Origin of the sequence: Mariniflexile sp. HNIBRBA6329 (assembly GCF_043558645.1) — a bacterium.
Taxonomy (GTDB): Bacteria; Bacteroidota; Bacteroidia; order Flavobacteriales; family Flavobacteriaceae; genus Mariniflexile.
This window is the reverse complement of sequence record NZ_JBIFXS010000001.1, coordinates 129,289-151,616: the sequence shown is the minus strand read 5'-3', so window position 1 is coordinate 151,616 and position 22,328 is coordinate 129,289. Positions and strand designations below refer to the sequence as shown.

Sequence of the window (22,328 nt, the reverse complement as noted above, 5' to 3'; positions counted from 1 at the left end):
TGAGTAATGATCCTTTCTATATAATTTTATTAATTGCCAAGTAACAATAATTCACTACATACGACCTCGGTAATATAGCGTTTATTACCATCTTTATCGTCATAACTGCGGGAAGTAAGTTTGCCTTCAATTGCAACTTCTTTGCCTTTGGTTACATATTTTTCAACTATTTGTGCTGTTTTTCCCCAAGCTACAACATTGTGCCATTGCGTATCTGTAATTTTTTCACCTTTGGTATTGGTGTAGCTTTCGTTTGTTGCAATAGCAAATTTTGCTAATGTTTTACCAGATTCTAAATTGATGATTTCCGGATCGTTTCCTAAGTTACCAATCAACTGTACTTTGTTTCTAAGTGTGTTCATAATTTTAATTTTTAATCGTTAAACAGTTAATACTATCGAGTTCTTATGTTTCGACAAGGCAAAGATCCGATGGTTTAAAAATTATAATCGGTTAGTAAACGTTTGTGTTCGTTTGTAATTATTTGTAGTCGTTTAAATCGTTTTATTTGTACAATATAATGGAATTTTATACTTTTAAATAAAATACAAATTAAATGAACAAAGTTTGTTTGGAATGTGGTGAAAAACTACTTGGAAGAAGCGACAAAAAATTTTGTAGCGATTATTGTAGAAATGCCTATAACAACACCATAAATAAAGATTCTAAAAACCTAATTAGAAATATAAACAATAGGCTTAGGAAAAACTGGCGCATTTTAGAAACTTTAAACCCCGAACAAAAAACAAAAACCACGCGAACAAAGCTTATTCAGCATGGTTTTGATTTTAATTTTTTTACAAGCACCTATACTACAAAAGCTGGTACGGTTTATTATTTTGTTTACGATCAAGGCTATTTACCCTTGGAAGATGAATATTATGCCTTGGTAAAAAGAGAAAGCTAACTTTATTACCAAGTATGTCCTTTTAAAGCAATAGCAGCTTTCAGTATGTCTTTCTGACTAATTTGACCCACTAGTTTTCCGTTTTCTACAATAGGGAAACGTCTGCGTTTAGATTCCAAAAACTTATTGGCAGCATCAAAAATATTCATGTTTCCGTCTATGGTTTCAACATTTTTTACCATGCATTTTTCAACAGTGTTATTTTCCATTGGTAAATTATGGTATCTACTTTCACTTATTTGTTTAATACAATCGCCTTCAGATATAATGCCAACAAGCTCATGTCTGTCGTTTACAACCGGTCCACCAGAAATTCTATTCTTAATTAAAGAATCAATAACATTTTCTATAAGCTCCTCAGATTTAAATGTTATCAGGTTTGTAGACATATAATCACTTACCTTAAGCGGCATGTCTGTAGTGGTCTTTTGCTGATTTTTTCTTGAGGCTAAAAAACTTTTAATTCCCATAATTTTATATTTAATAAACCTAATGTACTTATTTTTTTTAAACTTTCCTAATAATGCAATTTTTCATTTTAAAATAAGAATTAGTTTTATGTGGTTATGTATTGTAATTAGTTGTTTATTGAAAAAAACTAAAATAATTGATGCGTTTTTAATAGTTTAAATGTTAATTTTTTATAGTTTTAGCGCTTTAAAATTAATTTTATCAATGAAAAGATTATTTGTATTGGCATTATTGGTTACCGGTTTTGCAGTGAGTGCACAAAGTAACTCTGATTTATTAAAGCATTATGAAGCTTATTACAAGCAAATGAAAAAGCAAGGAGATGTGCAAGGGATTATAAACGCTATGACGCATTTGAATGTTTTAGCGCCTTCGCCGGCAAGAATGGATACCTTAGCTTATATTTATATGAGTGAAGATAAATACATGCAAGCTTTAAATACAATAGGTTATGAAAGATTGGTTGACGATTCGGATATTGCTATTGAAGTAAAAGCCATATCATTAAAAGCTGTAAAACAACCAGAACTTGCAATTGGGCAGTTTGAAGAGATGTTTAAAAGAAATCCAAACGCATTAATTGCTTACGAATTGGCTGAACTTTGTTTGCAAACACAAAAAATAGCAGAGGCCGATAAACATATTACTTACGGTTTGGCAAATGCTAAAGACGATATGAAAAAAGCGTTTTACGAAACACAAACGCCTTATGAAGTGCCATTAAAATCGGCTTTTATGTATTTAAATGCATTGTCTACATACAATAAAGATAAAAAAGCAAATATTGATGCCGCTGTTGATATTTTAGATGCAACATTAAAAACATCACCAAATTTCAATTTAATTCAGCTAACTAAAAATGAATTGTTAAGACAAAAACAAGTCATGCAAGCTCAAGCTGCTCAACCTAAAAACTAACTAAACTAAATACCCAAAAGGCGGCAAACATTATGTAGTGTTTGTCGCTTTTTTATTTTTTAAGGTTTTTCAATAATAATATTATCGTTTTCTATTTTCTTGTTCATTTGTAAATTGAAATTAGAAAATGCTACCAAAAACTCTTTAATGGTAGTAAGTAATTCGGTTTTGGAAGTGGTATCTAAATTTGAAAGACTCTCTAATTTTAAAAGTTTTGTTTCTAAAGCCGTAATTCTCGCCATAACGGAAGCACTATTTACTTCCAGTGGTATAGACTGTTTTAAGTTGATAAGTAGTTCCCTAATTTCTTTGTCGTTGTTTTTAAAATAAGTTAAATCGGCTTTTTTTACATTGTTTACAACCTCGTGTAGTTCTTTGTAATAATTCCAATGAGTTATTTTTTCCTCAACTCTGGTGTCTAAAATGTAATCGGTGTATTTAATTTTTGAAATGTCCTTGGCTTTAATCTCCAAACTATCATTCGGTTTAATGGTGGTAGGCTCAACAGTCTCTTGATTTTTTTTACAAGAAAAAACCATAACTAAAAGGGATAAAACACTTAAAACTTTAATATTCATTGGTAAAGGTGTAAAACAAAACACAAATATATACCATTCGTTTCTTTTTTGATTGCATACTGATAAATCATATTAACAATATTTTAAATATTTAATGAAAAATTATCAATAAAAACTTATTATTTTTGACAAATCAATATAAATATTGTTTTTAAATGAAGTCTAAAATACTAATAATTGGAGCTTGTGGTCAAATAGGGTCTGAATTAACGTTTAAACTAAGAGAGTTGTATGGCGATTCAAATGTTATAGCAAGCGATATTAGTTACAGTAATTTAGATATTGTTAATTCTGGAATTTTCGAAATTGTTGATGCACAAAACTATGCAAGCATCAAAGTATGTGTAGAAAAATATAAAATCGACACCGTTTACTTAATGGCAGCCATGTTAAGTGCCACAGGTGAAAAATACCCTATGAAAGCTTGGGATTTAAATATGGAATCGCTTTTTCATGTGTTAAACCTAGCGCGTGCAAAATTTATTAAAAAAGTATTTTGGCCATCAAGTATAGCGGTTTTTGGATCTACAACACCTAAAGAATACACGCCTCAATATACTATTATGGAGCCATCTACTGTTTATGGTATAACAAAGCAAGTGGGCGAACGCTGGTGTGAATATTATCATAATAAATACGGAGTAGATGTGCGAAGTTTGCGTTATCCAGGTATTATAAGTTGGAAAACATTACCTGGTGGCGGTACTACCGATTATGCTGTAGAGATATATCATGAAGCCATAAAAAACAAATCCTACAATTGCTTTTTAAAAGAAGGCACTGAACTTCCTATGATGTATATGGACGATGCCATTAAAGCAACCGTAGATGTTATGATGGCAAGCAAAGAGAACGTTAAAATAAGATCGTCTTACAATTTGGCAGCCATAAGTTTCACCCCAAAACAAATAGCCGAATCTATAAAAAAGCATATACCAGAATTTAAAATAACGTATGCGCCAGATTATAGGCAAGATATAGCAAACAGTTGGCCCAAAAGCATAAACGATTCCTATGCTAGACAAGATTGGAAATGGAAACACCTTTTTAATCTAGAAAACATTACCCAAGAGATGCTTATGCAACTCAATAAAAATTATAGCTCTGCGTTAAACAAATCTAAATAATTGTATATTTGGTTTTCCCTAAATCCTAATAGTATTATGTTCGAAAATTTTTGGTTTAACGTACAATATGGTATCAACCACGTACTTGATATAAATGCCTACGACCACGTGTTATTTCTTATCGTTTTAACCGTTCCTTACATGTTTAAAGATTGGAAACGCGTGTTATTATTAGTTTCCATTTTCACGCTCGGGCATACATTGTCGCTTATTTTAGCAGCCTATGGGATTATAAGCGTAAAAGCACAAATGGTAGAATTTTTGATACCAATTACCATATTGGTGGTCGCGCTTTTCAATGTATTTACATCGGGCAAAGGCGCGCAAAAAGAAAAAATAGGCATATTATTTCTATCGACCTTATTCTTTGGTTTAATACACGGTTTAGGGTTTGCTCGCGAATTTAAAATGCTACTTTCAGATTCCGACAACAAACTAATATTGCTATTCGAATTTGCCTTAGGTATTGAGTTGGCGCAAATAATCATCGTATTTGTGGTCCTGCTTTTAGGTTACATCATGCAAACCATCTTCAGGTTCAACAAACGCGATTGGATCATGGTAATATCCGCCATCGTAGTCGGCTTGGTCATTCCTATGATACTTCATAGTGAGTTTTTGGTAGGGATGTAAAAATAATTAGGGCGTTACCTTTATCCTGAAACAAGTTCAGGAACTAGGTCGAGCTTTACGCGCTACACGGTAGCTTACTTCAATCCCTAACGCACACGGGCAATTTCAAACAAAAACATCCCATTGCAATACAAATTTTCGTAAAACTTTAACGAACTTGCGTTGTAATTAAAATACGAACCAAGTATATTCGTTATAGTAATTTGCGTTAATTATCTTAGCGCCACAATTATAAAAATTAATGCCAGAAAAAAAACAGCTAAAATACGATAAAGCCTACTTAAGAATTGCACAAGAATGGGGGAAACTATCGTATTGCAAACGCAGGCAAGTAGGTGCGCTCATAGTAAAAGACCGAATGATAATATCCGATGGGTACAATGGTACACCATCAGGCTTTGAGAACTTTTGTGAAGATGATGAAGGTTACACTAAATGGTACGTGCTGCACGCCGAAGCCAATGCTATTTTAAAAGTAGCAGCCTCAACCCAATCCTGTAAAGGAGCTACCCTGTATATTACCATGTCGCCATGCAAAGAGTGCAGCAAGCTAATCCATCAAGCAGGTATTGTAAAAGTGGTTTATCATCAAGCTTATAAAGATGATTCTGGACTAAAGTTCTTAAAAAAAGCAGGAATTGAGTTAAAACAAATTGAAGACGTAGAAGCCTAATGCCATACAAAAAAAAATATTTGCCATTAATAATAGGTGTTGCTGTAGCAGCAGGCATTTTTATTGGCGGTAAATTAGATTTTAGCGACACTCCCGATAAATTATTTTCTAAAAACAGTAAAAAAGATAAGCTTAACAGACTTATCGATTATATAGAATATGATTATGTAGACGATATAAATACCGACAGTATTGTAGACGTAACCGTAAACGGCATTTTAGAAAACCTGGACCCGCATTCCGTTTATATTCCTAAAGAAGATATGCAAAGCGTTGCCGAAAACATGAAAGGCGATTTTGTGGGTATTGGCATTAGTTTTTATCCGTATCGAGATTCTATTGCTGTTATAAGGGCCATTGAAGATGGACCAAGTGACAAGGCAGGTATAAAAGGTGGCGATCGTATTATTATGGCCGATGGTGATACCCTTTTCGGGAACAGGCTTAACGATGGCCAATTGGTAAACAAACTTAAAGGACCGTTAAATAGTAAAGTCAACTTAAAAGTGTTTAGAAAAGGCCAGTCCAAACTGTTGAATTTTACAGTAAAACGTTCTCATATTCCAATAAAAAGTGTCGATGCAGTTTATATGCTTACCAGCAAGTTGGGTTACATTAAAATAAACCGTTTTGCCGAAACTACTTATAAAGAATTTAAGGTTGGTTTAGATAAACTTTTAGGCTTAGGAGCTACCGAAATCGTGCTCGATTTACGCGATAACCCAGGTGGTTTTTTAGGAATTGCCGAACAAATTGTAGATGAATTTTTAGAAGATGATAAACTCATTTTATTTACCAAAAACAAACGAGGAAGCATAGAAAAAAGCTTCGCTACCGATAAAGGTGATTTTGAAAACGGAAAACTATATGTGCTTATAAACGAAAATTCAGCTTCAGCAAGTGAAATTGTTGCAGGTGCATTGCAAGATAATGATAAAGGCACCATAATTGGGCGTCGTTCATATGGTAAAGGTTTGGTGCAACGCGAAATGGATTTGGGCGATGGTAGTGTAGTGCGTTTAACCGTATCAAGATATTATACGCCAACAGGTCGTTCCATTCAGCGCCCATACAATAAGGGTAATAAAGATTATTATGATGAATATTTTACTAGAATGGATAGTGGCGAATTACTAGATCCAGAAAAAATTCAAGTGGCCGATTCTTTAAAATTCAAAACACCCAAGGGTAAAACCGTATATGGCGGCGGCGGTATTATACCAGATGTATTTGTCCCTATAGATAATAGTATGCAAAACGAAACGCTAACGTTTTTACAACGTCGTGGGTTTATAGGTTATTTCATTTTTGAAACTTTAGAAAAAAATAGAAAGATTTATGGAGATATTTCCAGACAAGATTTTATTGATGTGTTTGAAGTGCCAGAAAAAATGGTTTACGATTTTCAGGAATATTTAAATAAAAGAACCGAATCTAAACTAACCTTCGTAGCATATCATGAAGAAGTAAAACAATATTTAAAAGCTACTTTGGCAGACCAACTTTATGGAACAGGTGCTTTTGAAGAAGTTCTGAACAAAAGTGATATTATGATTGAAGAAGTGGTTGAGTTGAGCCAAGGTAAAAAATAGCAAAAACTAAATCTTATCATGCACCTTTACGTGCTTTCCTCCATTCCAAAGTGTTAAAATATCGGTAGCTACTTGGGCGCCACTTCCAGCACAAATAGCAAACTGACTGCGCCAACCGGCTAAAGAACCAGTAACATACAGGTTTTCTTCAACTAAATGGTCAGTGTTTTTCAACCAAATACGGTCTTTTTCAATAGCAGCTCTAGGGTGTGGTTCAATGTATGGTTCTAAACCATCAATCGTCATTAAATTGGTGTAGCCTACCGCAATAACTACAATTTTGGCTTTATAAGAATGTTTGTTGGTTTTAATATTAAAAATACCTTCGGTTCTAGAAAGTTCTAAAACTTTTTCGTTTTCAATTTGTTCAATATCTGGATATAAAGTTTTTAACTGTGTTTTGCCACTACCTAAAATAGACGCACCAGTAGTTCCAGGTGCTAAACCAAGCACATTGTTAAATAAAGCAGTTTGTAAATGCGATGTTTTTTGGTGTACAATAATACCAACACGTTTGTTTGCAGCAAAAGGTTTGTTCTGTGCAGAACCTAATATTAAGGCGCATTGTAAACCTGCGGCACCGCCACCTATTATCAAAGCATCAAACATTAGCGGCGACCTTTTACTTTTTCCTCAATACGTTTAGAAACTCTTAAGATTTGCATCATTACTATGGCGCAAAGTGCAGCTAAAATAGTTATTAGGGCTATCATACTTTCGCCTTCAAAAGGCGCATCAAAATTTATTTGAGTAGCGTTGAAGATAATAAGAGCTAGGGCCAATACGCTAATTACAATGGTTGCGATTTTCATTTTTTAAAAATTAAATAATTTCAAATAAAGCTTTAATGTTATGTGCAAACAGCTTAACGGCAATGGCAAGCAATACCACACCAAAAACTTTTCTAACAATACTAATGCCGTTTGCTCCTAAAAAACGTTCGATAGTTTTAGAGGTTTTTAAAACAATAAAAATAACAATAACGTTCAAAATAATGGCAACTATAATGTTTTCAGTTTTAAATTCAGCCCTTAATGACAGAAGCGTTGTTAAGCTACCGGGACCTGCAATTAGTGGAAATGCCAATGGAAATACCGAAGCGGTATCTGAAGTGTATTCTTCATGTTTATAAAGTGTGATGCCCAAAATCATTTCTAAAGCAATAAAAAACAAAATAAAGGCACCTGCTACTGCAAACGAGTTTACATCAATGCCAATAAGCGTTAAAATGCTTTTTCCCAAAAACAGGAACGATATCATAATAACACCCGAAATAATAGAAGCTTTTCTACTATTAATATGACCTACTTTTTTCCGTAAATCAATTATAATAGGAATATTTCCAACAATATCAACCACGGCAAACAATACCATAAAAGCGGTAAATATTTCTTTAAAATTGAGTTGCATAGGGATGCTTTTTATAATTTGTTGCAAAAGTATAGGATTGTATGCAATATTTAGGGTATTAAACGCTAAAGTTTAGTTATTTTTGCCCTTCATTAGATAAACAAGGCTATGTTCCAATTAGGTAAAACCATCATCTCAGAAGATATTATAGAAAAGGATTTTATGTGCAATCTGTCTGCATGTAAAGGCGCTTGTTGTATTGATGGTGATGCCGGCGCTCCTTTAGAGAAAGAGGAAGCTGATATTTTGAAAGAAATATACCCTAAAGTGAAGCCTTTTTTAAGAAAAGAAGGGATTGAAGCCATCGAATCACAAGGTGTATATGTAACCTCGGAAGAAGGCGAACTAGAAACACCGTTAATTAATGGTGCCGATTGCGCTTATGTTATCTTTGATGAAAAAAAAGTGGCCTTGTGCGCTATTGAAGAAGCTTATAACCAAGGTGAAATTTCTTGGAAAAAGCCTGTTTCATGTCATTTATATCCGGTTCGGGTACAAGATTACACAGAATTTTCGGCAGTAAATTACCATAAATGGCAAATTTGTGACGATGCCTGCACTTTAGGAAAAGAACTTCAGATTCCTGTTTACAAATTTGTAAAAGAAGCCTTGATTAGAAAATTTGGAGAAGATTGGTATGCCGAATTGGAAAAGGTTGCTAATAAGTTTTAATAACTCAAAAATACCTCTAAAACACCTTTAAAATAAGGGGTTTAAAATTAAAATTCTTATTTTTTCTTGTAAACTTTTTGATTTTTAAAAAAAACTAAACAACTATAAATTAGGGTTTTAGGTGTTTTAATTTGTAAACTTCATTTTGTTTCGTCATTCTTTAATTGTTAAAAACTTCTTGACATTGTTTATAACTAAACCTTTCATTTTTAACATCATTTTTCAATCTTTGTTACTCCCAAAATCGTAACCGGTTTTCGTCTAATCTTTAAAAATAAAAACTAAAAAAATGTCTCAACAAATAGAACCCATTCTTCAAGAAAACAAAAATCGTTTTGTTATTTTTCCAATTGAACATCATGATATTTGGGAATGGTATAAAAAATCGGAGGCAAGTTTTTGGACTGCAGAAGAAATAGATTTACATCAAGATCTTACAGACTGGAAAAACAAATTAAATGATGATGAGCGTTATTTCATCAAGCACATTTTAGCGTTTTTTGCAGCGAGTGATGGTATAGTAAATGAAAATTTAGCTGAAAATTTTGTAAGCGAAGTGCAATATAGTGAAGCGAAATTCTTTTATGGATTTCAAATTATGATGGAAAACATCCACAGTGAAACCTACTCGCTTTTAATTGACACTTACGTTAAAGACGAAAAAGAAAAAGACTTATTATTTAATGCTTTAGAGAACTTTCCAGCTATTAAGAAAAAAGCGGATTGGGCCTTAAAATGGATTGAGTCTCCAAGTTTTGCAGAGCGTTTAATTGCTTTTGCAGCGGTAGAAGGTATTTTCTTTTCTGGGGCATTTTGTTCTATTTTTTGGTTAAAGAAAAGAGGTTTAATGCCAGGATTAACATTCTCAAACGAGTTAATCTCTCGTGATGAAGGTGTGCATTGCGACTTTGCAGTACACTTGCACAACAAACATTTAGTAAACAAAGTGCCAAAAGCCAGAATTAGAGAGATTTTGGTTGAAGCCTTGGATATTGAGCGTGAATTTATAACCGAATCATTACCAGCTAGTTTAATTGGTATGAATGCCAAATTAATGTCGCAATATTTGGAGTTTGTAACCGATAGATTGTTGTTTGAACTAGGTTGCGATAAAGAATACAATACCGCCAATCCATTCGATTTTATGGATATGATTTCGTTACAAGGAAAAACCAATTTCTTTGAAAAACGTGTGTCTGAATACCAAAAAGCAGGTGTTCTTAACAAAGAAGAAGACAAAGATAAATTTACTTTTGATGCCGATTTTTAATCATTAAAATCAACCAAAAGGAAAGTTTTCTGTAATTTATAAAAGTGTTATTCTCATGCACTTTCACTGAACTCGTTTCAGTTAAATGAGAAAATAAACAAATTTTATTAATCCAACTAAACTAACTAAGCATTAAACTAATTAGCAATTAGTTTAATGCTTGGAATAATCAACTAACCGTTTTTCTGAAGGTGTATCAGAAGAACTTAAAAACAGTGTAAAATATGTATGTAGTAAAAAGAGACGGCAGAAAAGAACAAGTGATGTTCGACAAAATCACCGCAAGGGTGCGTAAATTATGTTACGGGTTAAACGAATTGGTAGACCCATTAAAAGTAACAATGCGTGTAATTGAAGGCTTATACGATGGTGTAACCACTAGTGAACTTGATAATTTAGCTGCTGAGATTGCTGCAACCATGACAACCACGCATCCAGATTATGCAAAACTGGCGGCTAGAATTTCTGTTTCTAACTTACATAAAAACACGAAGAAGACGTTTAGTGAGGTTATGCACGACCTTTACACCTACGTAAACCCAAGAACAGGCAAAAATGCACCACTTTTAGCTGATGATGTTTATGAGGTTATTATGAAAAACAAAGATGTTTTAGACTCAAACATTATCTATAACCGCGATTTTGGTTATGATTATTTTGGGTTTAAAACCTTAGAGCGTTCATACTTATTAAAATTGGATGGTAAAATAGCGGAGCGTCCGCAGCACATGTTAATGCGTGTTGCCGTTGGTATTCATTTAAATGATATGGATTCGGTTATCGAAACCTATGAGTTGATGTCTAAAAAATATTTTACACACGCTACACCAACCCTTTTCAATTCTGGGACCCCAAAACCACAAATGTCATCTTGTTTCTTGTTAACCATGAAAGATGATAGTATTGATGGTATTTACGATACCTTAAAACAAACAGCCAAAATATCGCAATCTGCAGGTGGTATTGGTTTGGCAATCCATAACATTCGAGCTACAGGAAGTTATATTGCAGGCACCAACGGAACAAGCAATGGTATTGTACCCATGCTTAAAGTCTTTAACGATACCGCACGTTATGTAGACCAAGGTGGCGGAAAACGTAAAGGAAGTTTCGCTATGTACATTGAAACATGGCATGCCGATATTATGGATTTCTTGGATTTAAAGAAGAACCATGGTAAAGAAGAAATGCGTGCACGCGATTTATTTTATGCGATGTGGATTTCAGATTTATTCATGAAACGTGTTGAGGAAGATGGAAAATGGACCCTAATGTGCCCTAATGAATGCCCAGGTTTAGATGAGGTGCATAGTGAAGCATTTGAAACTCTGTATTTAAAATACGAAAGTGAAAATAAAGGTAGAAAAACCATAAAAGCCCGCGAACTTTGGGAGAAAATATTAGAATCTCAAATTGAAACCGGTACGCCTTATATGTTGTATAAAGATGCGGCTAACCGTAAATCGAACCAACAAAATTTAGGAACCATTCGCTCTTCTAATTTATGTACAGAAATATTAGAATACACATCGCCAGATGAGGTTGCTGTATGTAATTTAGCTTCTATTGCGTTACCAATGTTTGTTAAAAATGGTGAGTTCGACCATAAAGAATTGTTCCGTATCACAAAACGCGTAACCAAAAACTTAAACCGTGTTATTGATAGAAATTACTATCCTGTAATTGAAGCTGAAAACTCAAATATGCGTCATCGTCCTATTGGATTGGGTGTACAAGGGTTGGCAGATACGTTCATTCAATTACGTATGCCTTTTACAAGTGATGAAGCTAAAAAATTAAACCAAGATATTTTTGAAACGCTTTATTTCGCTGCAGTTACCGCTAGTATGGAAGAAGCTAAGGCTGATGGTCCATACCAAACCTATGAAGGTTCTCCAATAAGTAAAGGGCTGTTCCAACACAACCTTTGGAACTTGAAAGATGAAGAATTAAGTGGCATGTGGGAATGGGATAAATTACGTAAACAAGTGTTAAAACACGGTGTTCGTAACTCGCTTTTAGTAGCGCCAATGCCAACAGCTTCCACATCTCAAATTCTTGGTAATAACGAGTGTTTTGAGCCATATACATCAAACATTTACACACGTCGTGTATTATCTGGTGAGTTTATTATAGTTAATAAACATTTGCTGGAAGATTTAGTAGACTTAGGTTTATGGAACGATAATTTGAAACAAGAAATCATGAGAGCCAATGGTTCTGTACAAGGTATCGACATTATTCCACAAGATATTAAGGAGCTTTACAAAACCGTATGGGAATTAAGTATGAAAGACATTATTGATATGAGTCGCCAACGTGGATACTTTATCGATCAGTCACAATCGCTTAACCTATTTATGGAAGGCGCAACCATGGCTAAATTAACCTCCATGCACTTTTATGCTTGGAAAAGTGGCTTAAAAACAGGTATGTACTATTTACGTACTAAGAGTGCTGTAGATGCTATCAAGTTTACTTTACAAACCACGAAAATGGAGGAACCAGTAGCGGAAGCAGTTGAGGTTAACAATGTAGCTGTACAACAAGAACAGAAAAAACATATAGCAGAAAAGAACGCCGCTACATTTGCAAAACAACAGAAAGCCTCTGAGGTTGAGCCTATGACGGCCGAGGAAATGAAAGCTTTAATAGCCCAAGCTAAAGCCGCAGAAGGAGACGATTGCTTAATGTGTGGGTCTTAATAATTTTGCCCCAAATTTAAACTTTTAGTATTCGAAAGAAATTTTAAGTTAAGTGTTATAAAAAAGCACCTCGATGGAGGTGCTTTTTGGTTTTTTATAAGATCAATACTATTATTTATATTGACATAAATATGATGTTTGTGTAGATACTTTAACTTGAAATTTTTTGTTGGCATCTATTTCGTAAGCTTCACCAGCTTTATAAGTAACCCACTCGGTGCTTCCAGGTAACTTAACAGTCATTTCACCTTCAATAACACGCATGGTTTCGTGTTTAGAAGTTCCGAATTCATACTCGCCAGGGTTCATAACGCCTAAAGTAGAATTTCCGGAAGCTGTTGTGTAGCCTAAAGATTTTACATTACTATCAAAATACTCATTTGCTGTAATCATTGTATATTTTTTAAATTTATACAAAAGTAAATAAATTATAGAAACAACAAAGCCATCTAGGTTTTAGATGGCTTTGTATTTAACCTTTATGAGGTTTATTGTTTAGGTTCTGAAGCGTCTGGTGTTTCACTTGATGGCGAATCAGCCTCAGGTTTTTTAGGTTCTACAATTTTAGCAGGTTTTGCTGTTTTTGAAGGCGCCTGCACAGGAGTTGCAGGTTTCACAGAACTATCGTGGGCGTTGTAATATTCTTCTAAAAGATTCATAGAAGCATTGAGCAAATCTTTAGTCTCCAACAATAAACTAAAATATAAGGTTGTGTTTTTAGGGCTCGATTCTTCAGTACGGGTACGTTCCACTTGTTTTTGGATTTTTGAAGTTACCAAACCTAAAATCTCTTGTTTTCTTCCTAAAATAATACCAATTTCTTCAAAAGATCTAGAATCAAAAGCTTTTTGAGTGTTATTGAAGAAGGTTTCAAAACGTTCATCAACTTCTTTTAATTCTTTAATTTGATTGAATTTAAGTTTTTTATGATTGTTTTGAACGTGTTTGTGGCTAACTTTAGTAATGTATTCTAAAGATTGGATCATGTCTTGAAGGTATCCTAATACGTGAATGTAAAAGTTACTTGCAGCAAGACTCGATTCATCTAAATTTTTAATGAAATAGAAAATATTATCACGCAATTCATCCACTTCACTAGATAATTTCACGATTTGTTTTTTGTTCTTTTTCAGTAGCGTTAAATCTTGTTTTGCCAATCCATTAATGGCATTGGTGTATATTTTATTACCGCGCTTTACAACACTTGCAATGTTGTTGGCACTTTCGTGTATAACACCTTGAATGGAACTACTTTCAGCTTTAGTTAAACTATCTTCAGCTTTTGCTTCTTTTGATTTTTCTCTGTGCGCTATATAGTTTCTAACTAATAGTAAAATAGCAACTAAAAGTAGAACAGGTACCATTGCGGCAACATTCCAGTTTAACAAATAGGCTATAATGGCAGCAGCAACAAAGGCTATAATGGCAGTAAAAAACCAACCACCAATGACATTTAATACCCCTGCAACTCTATAAACAGCACTTTCTGCACCCCAAGCTCTATCAGCCAAAGAGGAACCCATAGCTACCATAAATGTTACATAGGTAGTTGATAAAGGCAATTTCATTGAGGTTGCTAACGATATAAGGATGGCAGCTACCATTAGGTTTACGGCAGCACGTACCATATCAAAAGCAGGTAACTCATGTGTTTTAGATTTGGCTAAGTTAATTACAGGCTTTTCAAACTGTTTGTCAATTTTAGCTTGCCAAGTTTTTGGTAAGATATATGATGACATTTCTGAAGCTCCAACAGCTAATCTTACAAAACCACGAGATAAAAAGTTAGGTTGGAAACGTTCTTTACCATCTCCTTCTCTTGATAGGTTGATTTCGGTTTCGGTAACCGATTTAGCTTTTTTAGATAGCCACAAAGTAGCTACCATAACAAAACCTGCTATAACCAATAAAAAGGTTGGTGTAGGAACTTTATCGGCTAGAAAGCCCATACTAAATGCTTCTGGAGCAATGCCAGATACAGTCCACGCGGTGTAAGATTGCCATCCAGCTATAGGTACACCAATAAAATTAACTAAATCGTTTCCGGAGAAAGCTAAAGCCAAAGCGAAGGTTCCTATAATAATAATAAGTTTATAGATATTTGTTTTTAGAAATGAAATGATAGCATAAGAAAGTAAAGACCAAAAAACAAGGCTACAAATAACAATAAATAGCACTTGGTTTTCTAAAAACTCTTTAATGGTTGCACCTCCAATAATATCAAAACTTTGTTTTGCATATGCAGTACCTCCAATACCTTTCATGAAAATAAAATAGGTGATTGACGTAATGGCAATACCGCCAAATAAAGCACCAACCCAATTTGCTTTTTTCTGAAAATTATAAGACAGCAGGAGTCTGGTTACCCACTGTACAGCGGCACCAACAGAAAATGCGACGACGACCGATAAGAGAATACCAAATATTATTTCACTAGCCTTTGAGGTGTTTATATAATTAACAACATCCTCAAAAGTACCACCGCTATGGCCTATTTTAATAAGCGCCATGGCTACCGAAGCTCCCAGTAATTCGAAAACTATGGAAACAGTTGTAGAAGTTGGCATCCCAACAGTATTAAAGAAGTCCAATAACAGGATATCCGTTATCATAACTGCCATGAAAATAATCATGATTTCGTTGAACATGAATTCATGAGGGTTGAAAATGCCTTTTCTAGCAACTTCCATCATACCACTAGAAAATACGGCTCCAACAGCAACACCAACACTGGCTACTATCATGATCGTTTTAAAAGGAATGGCCTTAGATCCAATTGCTGAATTTAAAAAGTTAACGGCATCGTTACTAACACCCACCACTAAATCTGCAATGGCTAATACCGCTAGGGCAACTATCATTAATAAGTAAATATTATCCATAATTATAAATAAAAATAAGTTTGCAAATATCTTATGTATTTCAGAAAGCTAAGTTACGTAATTGTTATGTTTTATTAGAAATGAATATCAAATTGTAATCTGTACAATAATTGGTTGGTACTATTTGCAACATCTAAGTAGCTAATGTCTGATTGCACTTTTAGTTTATGCCCTACAATGTATTTAGAAACACCTAAGGTGTATTGGTTTTCAGCGCCTTTTCCAGTAATGGTTTTATCTAGCTCAATATTTGTATAACGCCCAGAAACTTCCCAGTTAGATTTAAAAAGGTATCCCGCTTGCAGATTTAAACCGTTACCAACCTGTACTTCGGAACCTGTTAAAGACCCATCGCTGTTTTTTGCATACGGATCTTTAGCATCTCTTTTAGCATATTCGCCCATAAAAGAAAATCCATTGTATTTAAACATAGCGTCTATAAAAAGGGTGTTGATGTTTGTTTCAAATAAGCCATCGCCATCATCAATAACCATATAGGAACCTTGATTGCTGCGTGTTTTTACGGCATTATTATTATAATCGTAAGAAGCTGCCAAAGAAAGTTTTGGTGTTGTCTCTCTTTTTAAATCACTACCAGAATAGTCGCCTTCGCCAGCAAATTCGCCAAAAGGTAAAAGTTCTAATCTGGTTGTATATTGATGCCCACCAATATTACCAGTGGTAATGTTCCTTCCTTCACCTTGCGATATTGCTACTATTTCTTTTACAACAAAGGATTTGCTTAAATTAAAATGATGGTGCAATTGAATGCCCATATCACGATCAATGTTAAAACGGCTATTAAGTAACGAGCGGTCTACAAATTGCATATTTCCTGATGATATAACACGTTCTCTGTTTCCTGGTAATTTAGTTTGTCCAGCCCATAATGTGAAATTCTTATAAAAATTCCATTTTACTACCGCATCTAGTATATATCTGGGTGCATTACTTGTGTAAACGGAAGCTCCAGAAATATCATTGTTAGATAATCCTAATTCCAATTTATACTCTAGTTTTGGGCTATAAGCAAACCCTTCAAATTTTAAACGAGATCTTCTTATGGAAAAATCAGAATTGGGGTTGATAAGATTACCGTCTTGGATATCCCAGCCAGCTTCAGATAATATTTGAAATCTTAAGCCTACTTTCATAGTCCAAGAACTATCTTGTCCTACAATGTTAAATAGCCCTTTTCCAAATTTAGAGCCTTTAATTTCTTGTGCGTTTAGCGAAGTAGTTGCATAAATGAATAATGCAACTATTGAAAATTTAATCTTCATTATAATTTCTTAGTTTTTGTCGCTGCAAAGAACCAAAACCAATGTTAACTAAATGTTTCCTGAAAATTAAATTTAAAACAACAAAAAAGCTGCCTCGGCCAAAGGCAGCTCATTAGAAATCATGATAATGTAGTCGACAAAAACTAATAGATTATATGAAAAACTAATTGTTATGTCTTAAGACAATGCGAATATCAACCTTTAATTTTAGCTAATTGTAATATTAATATTAACTAATTATTAATATTGCAATGTTAAATTTAACATTGGTATGTGATTGTAGTTCAATTGTTTGTGATTCTAATGTTAATTTAATGTTACGTAAGTGTTGTTTAAAAGTTAATTAATAACTATCTTTGAAATATAATGTTAAAACCCCCATAATTATGAAGAAATTTATTTTGTTTTTTGCCTTTTTAATTACTGTGGTTTCTTTTGGACAACAAAAGAGAGATTTAAAACTTAACAAAGACACTAATTTAATTGAAGTTGTTTATTATCATGACAATGGCGTTGTAAGTCAAACTGGAACTTACACGGCAGATGGTAAATTACAAGGAGAGTGGTTAAGTTTTGATACAGCAGGCAAAAAAATTGTTTCTGGAAATTATGATAATGGTAAAAAAGTCGGCAAATGGTTTTATTATACTAATGAAACCGTAAAAGAAGTAGATTATAGCAATAACGCTATAGCCAATTTAAAAGAATCTGAAATTCAATAAAGTAATTTTTTTTTAAACTAAACTAAAAACAAAAAGCATTCCAATTTGGGATGCTTTTTTAGTTTTATATATTTTCTTTACTAAGAAAATTAGTTGTTTTTCGAAATTTTAGTAGCCCAAGTAGGTAAAGTTGCTCCGTTACCAGCACCAGTTTCAGTTGTAACATAATTAGTAGTTAAATTACTTGTACTTACAAAGGTCTTACCATTTACTTTAAAATCTCCAGCAGCAATTCTTGCAGTGGCGCCTGAACCTGTATCTAATTTAGCAAATGTATCGATACCAGAAACAAATAAGTTAGTATACGTTTGTTTTCCACCACCTTCTTTAAAGTTGATAGCTTGCTCTGAAGCAGTAAACTTAGCATCGGTACCTTTAACGATAGAAACATTTACCAATTTAGCATCGGTTAGTGGACTTGCAACATCGTTATCGCCATTGTTTGAACCTTCAATTCCTGCTTTTGTTACACCAACAATATAAACATTGGTAATAGTTCCTTGGTAACCATCAGCAAAATCTAATGAGTCATCATAAGCGTTTTCAATTACTAAATTAGAAGCATTTACAGCACCACCAAAAAATTCGATACCATCATCTCCACTTTCGTATGCATAAATATTTGAAACTTCTGTTTTTCTACCAACACCAAAGAAAGAAACACCATTGTATTCTTTTGTTGGAGAGAATTTAGATCCTGTATATTCAATTCTTAAGAAATTGATTTTTCCTGATGAATCATCGTTATTGTTTCCACCATAAGGGGAATCACCAACTTCAGAAGTACCGTTATCACCCGTATTCACTTTAGCATCACCACAAATAACTAAACCACCCCAATCACTTTCTTTTGGATTTGTTTGTCCAGATGTCATGATTACTGGATTGTTAGCTTCACCGTTAATATTAATTGTAGCACCTCTTTCAACAACAATCGCCATAGATTCTTTTGGAGCTGTAACCGAAGATTTAATAACTGTTCCTGCAGGAATAGTTAAAGTGGCTCCAGATTTTACTAATAATTTTCCGCTTAAAGTATAAGTTTGAGAAGGATCTAAAGTTACAGTACCATCTGTAATATCTCCTTTTAAATCATCTACTTTTAATTCAAAAGAACTTTTTGATTTTCTTGGACCACCATCGCTTGTACAACTTGTAAATGCTAGTGTTGCTACTGCTGCGATTGCTAAAATTGATTTTTTCATTTTGTTAAGTTTTATTTAGAAATTTTTGTTTTATTTTTCTCCTGCAAAGAAAGGCAGATACTGTTTTTATACTGTTAACCGTGTATTAGTTTCTTGTTAAGTATTACGGGTTATTTTTAGAATTGGTTAACATTAATTTTACATCTCTTAAAGTAAAAAAAAAGGTGATTGAATTAATCAATCACCTTTTGAAATACGTATATAAAATTCTTTTTTTAGAATGTATATTTTAAAGACAAACTAAGGTTTGATCCTGCTTTAAAAGAACTTACTAATACATCATCAGTAGTGCTTCCTGGCACCTTGCTTTGCTCAAGCATACGTTTGTAAACCGGGTTTAAAATGTTTTTAAAAGCAACTCCTAATTGTAAGCTTTTGTTTAAGTTAGATTTTAAAATAAAGTCTAAATTGTTAATGGCTTTATCTACCATGTTACCTTTATTTTGAGTTCCTAATACAGCTAATTTATCAGAGAAATAAGCATATGATAATGTAGCAGTGATGTCTTTGTTTTCAGAAAATTGAGTTAAGAACGATATGTCGGCATTGGCTAAGATATCTGAAGCACCTGCAAGTTTAGCTTCTTCAAATGTAAAGTTGGCACCAAAACCATTTTCGTCAAATACTTTTGTTTTATCTAAATCTTGATTATGGTAAATGTATGAACCGTTAATTCCGAAAGATAATCTATCTTTTAAATCGTTATCTTTTTCTATTTCGAAGATGTTTTTTCTTAATTCAACTTCAACACCAACAGCAATAGCTTTTTCACCAGTGTTGGCATAAGTAATGTTACCAGAAGATGAGTTGGTAAACATTTCGTTAATAGGATTTTGAATTAATTTACCAAAAGTTGTTACAGAAACCAACTCGCTGTTACTTGGGAAATACTCCCAACCTAAATCGACATTGTAGTTAGTTGAAGCATATAAGTTTGGATTCCCTTCGTAATCTTGAGTTACTTCTTGGAAAAGTAATTTTACTTTTTCTTTAAATTGAGGTAAAGTATAGGTTTTACTTGCTGCAAATTTTAAATTTTGTTTATCATTTAAAGTATATTTTGCAGTTAAACTTGGTAAGAAGTTTATTGGAGAATAGCTCGACTCATCGCCGTCTGGCACTAACGATGTTTCAAAATAAACATATTGGTCTAATTGTTCTAATCTGGCTCCTACTATAACAGATAACTTTTCAGTTAAATTGTATTGTACATTGGCAAATGCAGAATGTACATTTAAATTCCCTGTGTAATATTGTGGGATGTTACCAGATCTGTCACCAGATGATAAATCAAAAAACGGACTAGATAAATAAGTATCTACATCATGAATGCCATCTTTTGAAAAGTTAATTTTGTTAGCTACAGGGAAAAAGGCATATTGTTGAGAATTAAAATTAATATCTTTTAATTTTCCAGAATATCCTAAAGTAACTTTCCCTTTGTAGTTTTCGTCTGCATCTTTATTGAAATTATACGATAACGATACGTTTGCCGACATTTCACCTTCTTCCAAATCTTGGTAATAACGGTGGTTATGTATACTTGAATCTGTAAAGAATGTATAGTTAGAAGAACCATCACGAGAAGGTACAAATGTATTTTGCATACGATCTGGAATGACGTTATTTAAATAACTATATCCAATGGCCCAATTAGCAGTTAATTGGTCTGTAATGTCATGTTTTCCTAATAACTGATTAACATATAACTGTGTTTGGTCGAATGTACCACGTTTAATAAAACCGGAAATATCACCAGCTCCTGGAGCACCACCATCAAAATTTTGATTCGTTCCTTCGTATTCACTGTAATCTTGTGAGCTAGAGTTTAAAAATAAAGATGTAAATAAAATGGAGTTACTGTTGTTTATTTTTAAATCTGCAGTACCCATTACAGTCGTATTGGTATTGTGTCTATATGATTTTTTGTAAAAGTCGGAGTTTATAGTTCCTTGTGCAGTAATATTTCCTCTGTCGTAACCTTCAATATATTTGTTATCGGCATCAAATGACGCAGTAAGGAATGTGCTTAATGAAGTTGTTTCTCCAAATTTAAATTTTTTACCACCAGATAATGAGTAGTTGTTATTTAAAGTGTTTTTACTTTTTTCTCTGTCCCAGCTTGTTTCGTAATTATCTGGATTAAGACCAAAAGCTGGTTCTTTACCAGAATCAAATCCGAAATAAGATGGACCATCTTGTAAATAGAAATCATCTACTTTTAAAACATTTGTGTTAGCACCCATACCTAAACCTAAAGTTACATATGGAGATCCAGAGAATTTTTTTGAAACAATATCAATATTGGCACCACCAAAATCTGCATAATTTTGAGATTCAAAGGTTTTACTAATACCTACATATTCCACAATATCAGTAGTAAAAATATCTAAAACTATATTTTTGTTTGAAGGGTTATTAGAAGGTAATGGTAAACCATTTAATGTTGTAATGTTATATCTGTCTCCTAAACCTCTTACAAAAATACTTCCAGAACCTTCTTGTTTAGAAATACCACTTACTTTAGTTACAGCGGCAGATACATCGCTTACACCTTTTCTGGAAAGTTCGTCGGCACCAATAGATGCTTTAAAAGCAACCGCTTTCTTTTGTTCTAATAATAAAGCGGTTTCGCTTTCTCTTTTGGTAGTAGTTGTAATAACAACTTCCGATAACGATGCTGCACTTGCTCCCATAGGGACATTTACTTCCGTTACTTTGTTTGCTACAATGGTTACAGGTATTTCTTGTGTTTCGTAACCAACAAAACTAAATATTACGGTATAAGAACCCGCTTCTAAATTTTCAATCTTGTATAAACCATCAATATCTGAAGTGGTTCCTTTAGTGGTTCCTTTTATTAATACGTTAGCGAAAGCTAGAGGTTCATCATTGTATTCTTTATCGGTTAGTTTACCAACCACAGAACCAGTGTTTTGACCATATGAAATTGTTGCTATAAATAGCAGAAACAATAGGGTTAATTTTTTCATTTTTTTTTAGTTTTTATCTGGTGCAAAGAACGAAACACAAAATGAATAGGATGTTACGAATAGGTTAAACAACCGTAACAAAAGGGTTATGTTAATGTTATCTAATCGTTGATTCCTAAACGTTAATTTAACATTGGGTTTGTATAAATAAGGGAGATGTTTACCTAAAATCAGGAACAGGTATAAAACAAAAAATCCATCCTTCTTTGGGATAGATATATTTTAAATGAAATCCGTTTTTATTTGAAACTAATAAACCACTTGGAATTTAAATGTCTGTCTGATTG

At 33.3% G+C, this 22,328-nt stretch carries 21 protein-coding genes; 10 read left to right on the top strand and 11 right to left on the bottom strand.

Features of this window, described 5'->3' with window-relative positions:
* Positions 1-29: 29 nt before the first annotated feature.
* Positions 30-362 carry a single-stranded DNA-binding protein gene (locus ACGK9U_RS00660; RefSeq protein WP_394464422.1) on the bottom strand — a complete coding sequence of 111 codons (333 nt, stop codon included), beginning with the start codon at positions 360-362 and terminating at the stop codon, positions 30-32.
* 194 nt (positions 363-556) lie between these two features.
* Here ACGK9U_RS00660 and ACGK9U_RS00655 point away from each other — a divergent pair, with 194 nt between their 5' ends.
* Positions 557-907 (top strand): hypothetical protein, encoded by a 351-nt coding sequence (locus ACGK9U_RS00655; RefSeq protein ID WP_394464420.1) that lies wholly within the window; start codon positions 557-559, stop codon positions 905-907.
* Between the two features lie 5 nt (positions 908-912).
* On the opposite strand, the gene ACGK9U_RS00650 is transcribed toward ACGK9U_RS00655, so the two are convergent.
* On the bottom strand, positions 913-1,377 hold the full coding sequence (locus ACGK9U_RS00650; protein ID WP_394464419.1) for a CBS domain-containing protein: 465 nt from the start codon (positions 1,375-1,377) through the stop codon (positions 913-915).
* A gap of 205 nt (positions 1,378-1,582) precedes the next feature.
* Here ACGK9U_RS00650 and ACGK9U_RS00645 point away from each other — a divergent pair, with 205 nt between their 5' ends.
* Positions 1,583-2,296: a hypothetical protein gene (locus ACGK9U_RS00645; RefSeq protein ID WP_394464418.1), complete on the top strand. Its 714-nt coding sequence runs from the start codon at positions 1,583-1,585 to the stop codon at positions 2,294-2,296.
* A gap of 59 nt (positions 2,297-2,355) precedes the next feature.
* Here ACGK9U_RS00645 and ACGK9U_RS00640 read toward each other — a convergent pair whose 3' ends face one another.
* On the bottom strand, positions 2,356-2,874 hold the full coding sequence (locus tag ACGK9U_RS00640) for a hypothetical protein (RefSeq protein ID WP_394464417.1): 519 nt from the start codon (positions 2,872-2,874) through the stop codon (positions 2,356-2,358).
* A 155-nt stretch (positions 2,875-3,029) separates the two neighbouring features.
* On the opposite strand from ACGK9U_RS00640, the gene ACGK9U_RS00635 reads away from it, so the two are divergent.
* From ACGK9U_RS00635 to ACGK9U_RS00620, 4 genes are all read left to right on the top strand, one after another.
* Complete coding sequence (locus ACGK9U_RS00635; RefSeq protein ID WP_394464416.1) at positions 3,030-4,001, top strand: NAD-dependent epimerase/dehydratase family protein; 972 nt, start codon at positions 3,030-3,032, stop codon at positions 3,999-4,001.
* A gap of 36 nt (positions 4,002-4,037) precedes the next feature.
* Positions 4,038-4,634: a HupE/UreJ family protein gene (locus ACGK9U_RS00630; RefSeq protein WP_394464415.1), complete on the top strand. Its 597-nt coding sequence runs from the start codon at positions 4,038-4,040 to the stop codon at positions 4,632-4,634.
* A 241-nt stretch (positions 4,635-4,875) separates the two neighbouring features.
* Complete coding sequence (locus ACGK9U_RS00625; protein WP_394464414.1) at positions 4,876-5,307, top strand: deoxycytidylate deaminase; 432 nt, start codon at positions 4,876-4,878, stop codon at positions 5,305-5,307.
* Positions 5,307-6,899: a S41 family peptidase gene (locus tag ACGK9U_RS00620; protein ID WP_394464413.1), complete on the top strand. Its 1,593-nt coding sequence runs from the start codon at positions 5,307-5,309 to the stop codon at positions 6,897-6,899. Before ACGK9U_RS00625 ends, ACGK9U_RS00620 begins: the two co-directional genes overlap by 1 nt.
* Positions 6,900-6,905: 6 nt before the next feature.
* Here ACGK9U_RS00620 and ACGK9U_RS00615 read toward each other — a convergent pair whose 3' ends face one another.
* From ACGK9U_RS00615 to ACGK9U_RS00605, 3 genes are read right to left on the bottom strand one after another with little or no spacing between them, the layout of a single operon-like run.
* The gene (locus ACGK9U_RS00615) at positions 6,906-7,508 is read right to left on the bottom strand and encodes an FAD-dependent oxidoreductase (protein ID WP_394464412.1); all 603 of its coding nucleotides are present in this window, start codon (positions 7,506-7,508) and stop codon (positions 6,906-6,908) included.
* On the bottom strand, positions 7,508-7,711 hold the full coding sequence (locus tag ACGK9U_RS00610; RefSeq protein WP_394464411.1) for a hypothetical protein: 204 nt from the start codon (positions 7,709-7,711) through the stop codon (positions 7,508-7,510). Before ACGK9U_RS00610 ends, ACGK9U_RS00615 begins: the two co-directional genes overlap by 1 nt.
* 10 nt (positions 7,712-7,721) lie before the next feature.
* Positions 7,722-8,309 (bottom strand): MarC family protein, encoded by a 588-nt coding sequence (locus ACGK9U_RS00605; RefSeq protein WP_394464410.1) that lies wholly within the window; start codon positions 8,307-8,309, stop codon positions 7,722-7,724.
* Between the two features lie 108 nt (positions 8,310-8,417).
* Here ACGK9U_RS00605 and ACGK9U_RS00600 point away from each other — a divergent pair, with 108 nt between their 5' ends.
* The 3 genes from ACGK9U_RS00600 to ACGK9U_RS00590 all read left to right on the top strand — a co-directional run bounded on the left by ACGK9U_RS00600 (position 8,418) and on the right by ACGK9U_RS00590 (position 12,956).
* Positions 8,418-8,981, top strand: coding sequence for a DUF3109 family protein (locus ACGK9U_RS00600; RefSeq protein WP_394464409.1), 564 nt, complete (start codon positions 8,418-8,420; stop codon positions 8,979-8,981).
* Positions 8,982-9,270: 289 nt separating this feature from the next.
* A complete protein-coding gene (locus tag ACGK9U_RS00595) occupies positions 9,271-10,251 on the top strand; it encodes a ribonucleotide-diphosphate reductase subunit beta (RefSeq protein WP_394464408.1) in 981 nt (326 codons plus the stop codon).
* A gap of 224 nt (positions 10,252-10,475) precedes the next feature.
* Positions 10,476-12,956: a ribonucleoside-diphosphate reductase subunit alpha gene (locus ACGK9U_RS00590; RefSeq protein WP_394464407.1), complete on the top strand. Its 2,481-nt coding sequence runs from the start codon at positions 10,476-10,478 to the stop codon at positions 12,954-12,956.
* 111 nt (positions 12,957-13,067) lie between these two features.
* On the opposite strand, the gene ACGK9U_RS00585 is transcribed toward ACGK9U_RS00590, so the two are convergent.
* From ACGK9U_RS00585 to ACGK9U_RS00575, 3 genes are all read right to left on the bottom strand, one after another.
* Positions 13,068-13,349: a pyrimidine/purine nucleoside phosphorylase gene (locus ACGK9U_RS00585; protein WP_394464406.1), complete on the bottom strand. Its 282-nt coding sequence runs from the start codon at positions 13,347-13,349 to the stop codon at positions 13,068-13,070.
* Positions 13,350-13,444: 95 nt separating this feature from the next.
* Positions 13,445-15,838, bottom strand: coding sequence for an inorganic phosphate transporter (locus tag ACGK9U_RS00580; protein WP_394464405.1), 2,394 nt, complete (start codon positions 15,836-15,838; stop codon positions 13,445-13,447).
* 74 nt (positions 15,839-15,912) lie between these two features.
* Complete coding sequence (locus tag ACGK9U_RS00575; RefSeq protein ID WP_394464404.1) at positions 15,913-17,121, bottom strand: porin; 1,209 nt, start codon at positions 17,119-17,121, stop codon at positions 15,913-15,915.
* Positions 17,122-17,507: 386 nt separating this feature from the next.
* Here ACGK9U_RS00575 and ACGK9U_RS00570 point away from each other — a divergent pair, with 386 nt between their 5' ends.
* Positions 17,508-17,843 carry a toxin-antitoxin system YwqK family antitoxin gene (locus tag ACGK9U_RS00570; RefSeq protein ID WP_394464403.1) on the top strand — a complete coding sequence of 112 codons (336 nt, stop codon included), beginning with the start codon at positions 17,508-17,510 and terminating at the stop codon, positions 17,841-17,843.
* 89 nt (positions 17,844-17,932) lie between these two features.
* Here ACGK9U_RS00570 and ACGK9U_RS00565 read toward each other — a convergent pair whose 3' ends face one another.
* Both ACGK9U_RS00565 and ACGK9U_RS00560 read right to left on the bottom strand, forming a co-directional pair.
* Positions 17,933-19,048, bottom strand: coding sequence for a hypothetical protein (locus tag ACGK9U_RS00565; protein ID WP_394464401.1), 1,116 nt, complete (start codon positions 19,046-19,048; stop codon positions 17,933-17,935).
* A gap of 215 nt (positions 19,049-19,263) precedes the next feature.
* Positions 19,264-22,041 (bottom strand): TonB-dependent receptor domain-containing protein, encoded by a 2,778-nt coding sequence (locus ACGK9U_RS00560; protein WP_394464400.1) that lies wholly within the window; start codon positions 22,039-22,041, stop codon positions 19,264-19,266.
* Between the last annotated feature and the right edge of the window lie 287 nt (positions 22,042-22,328).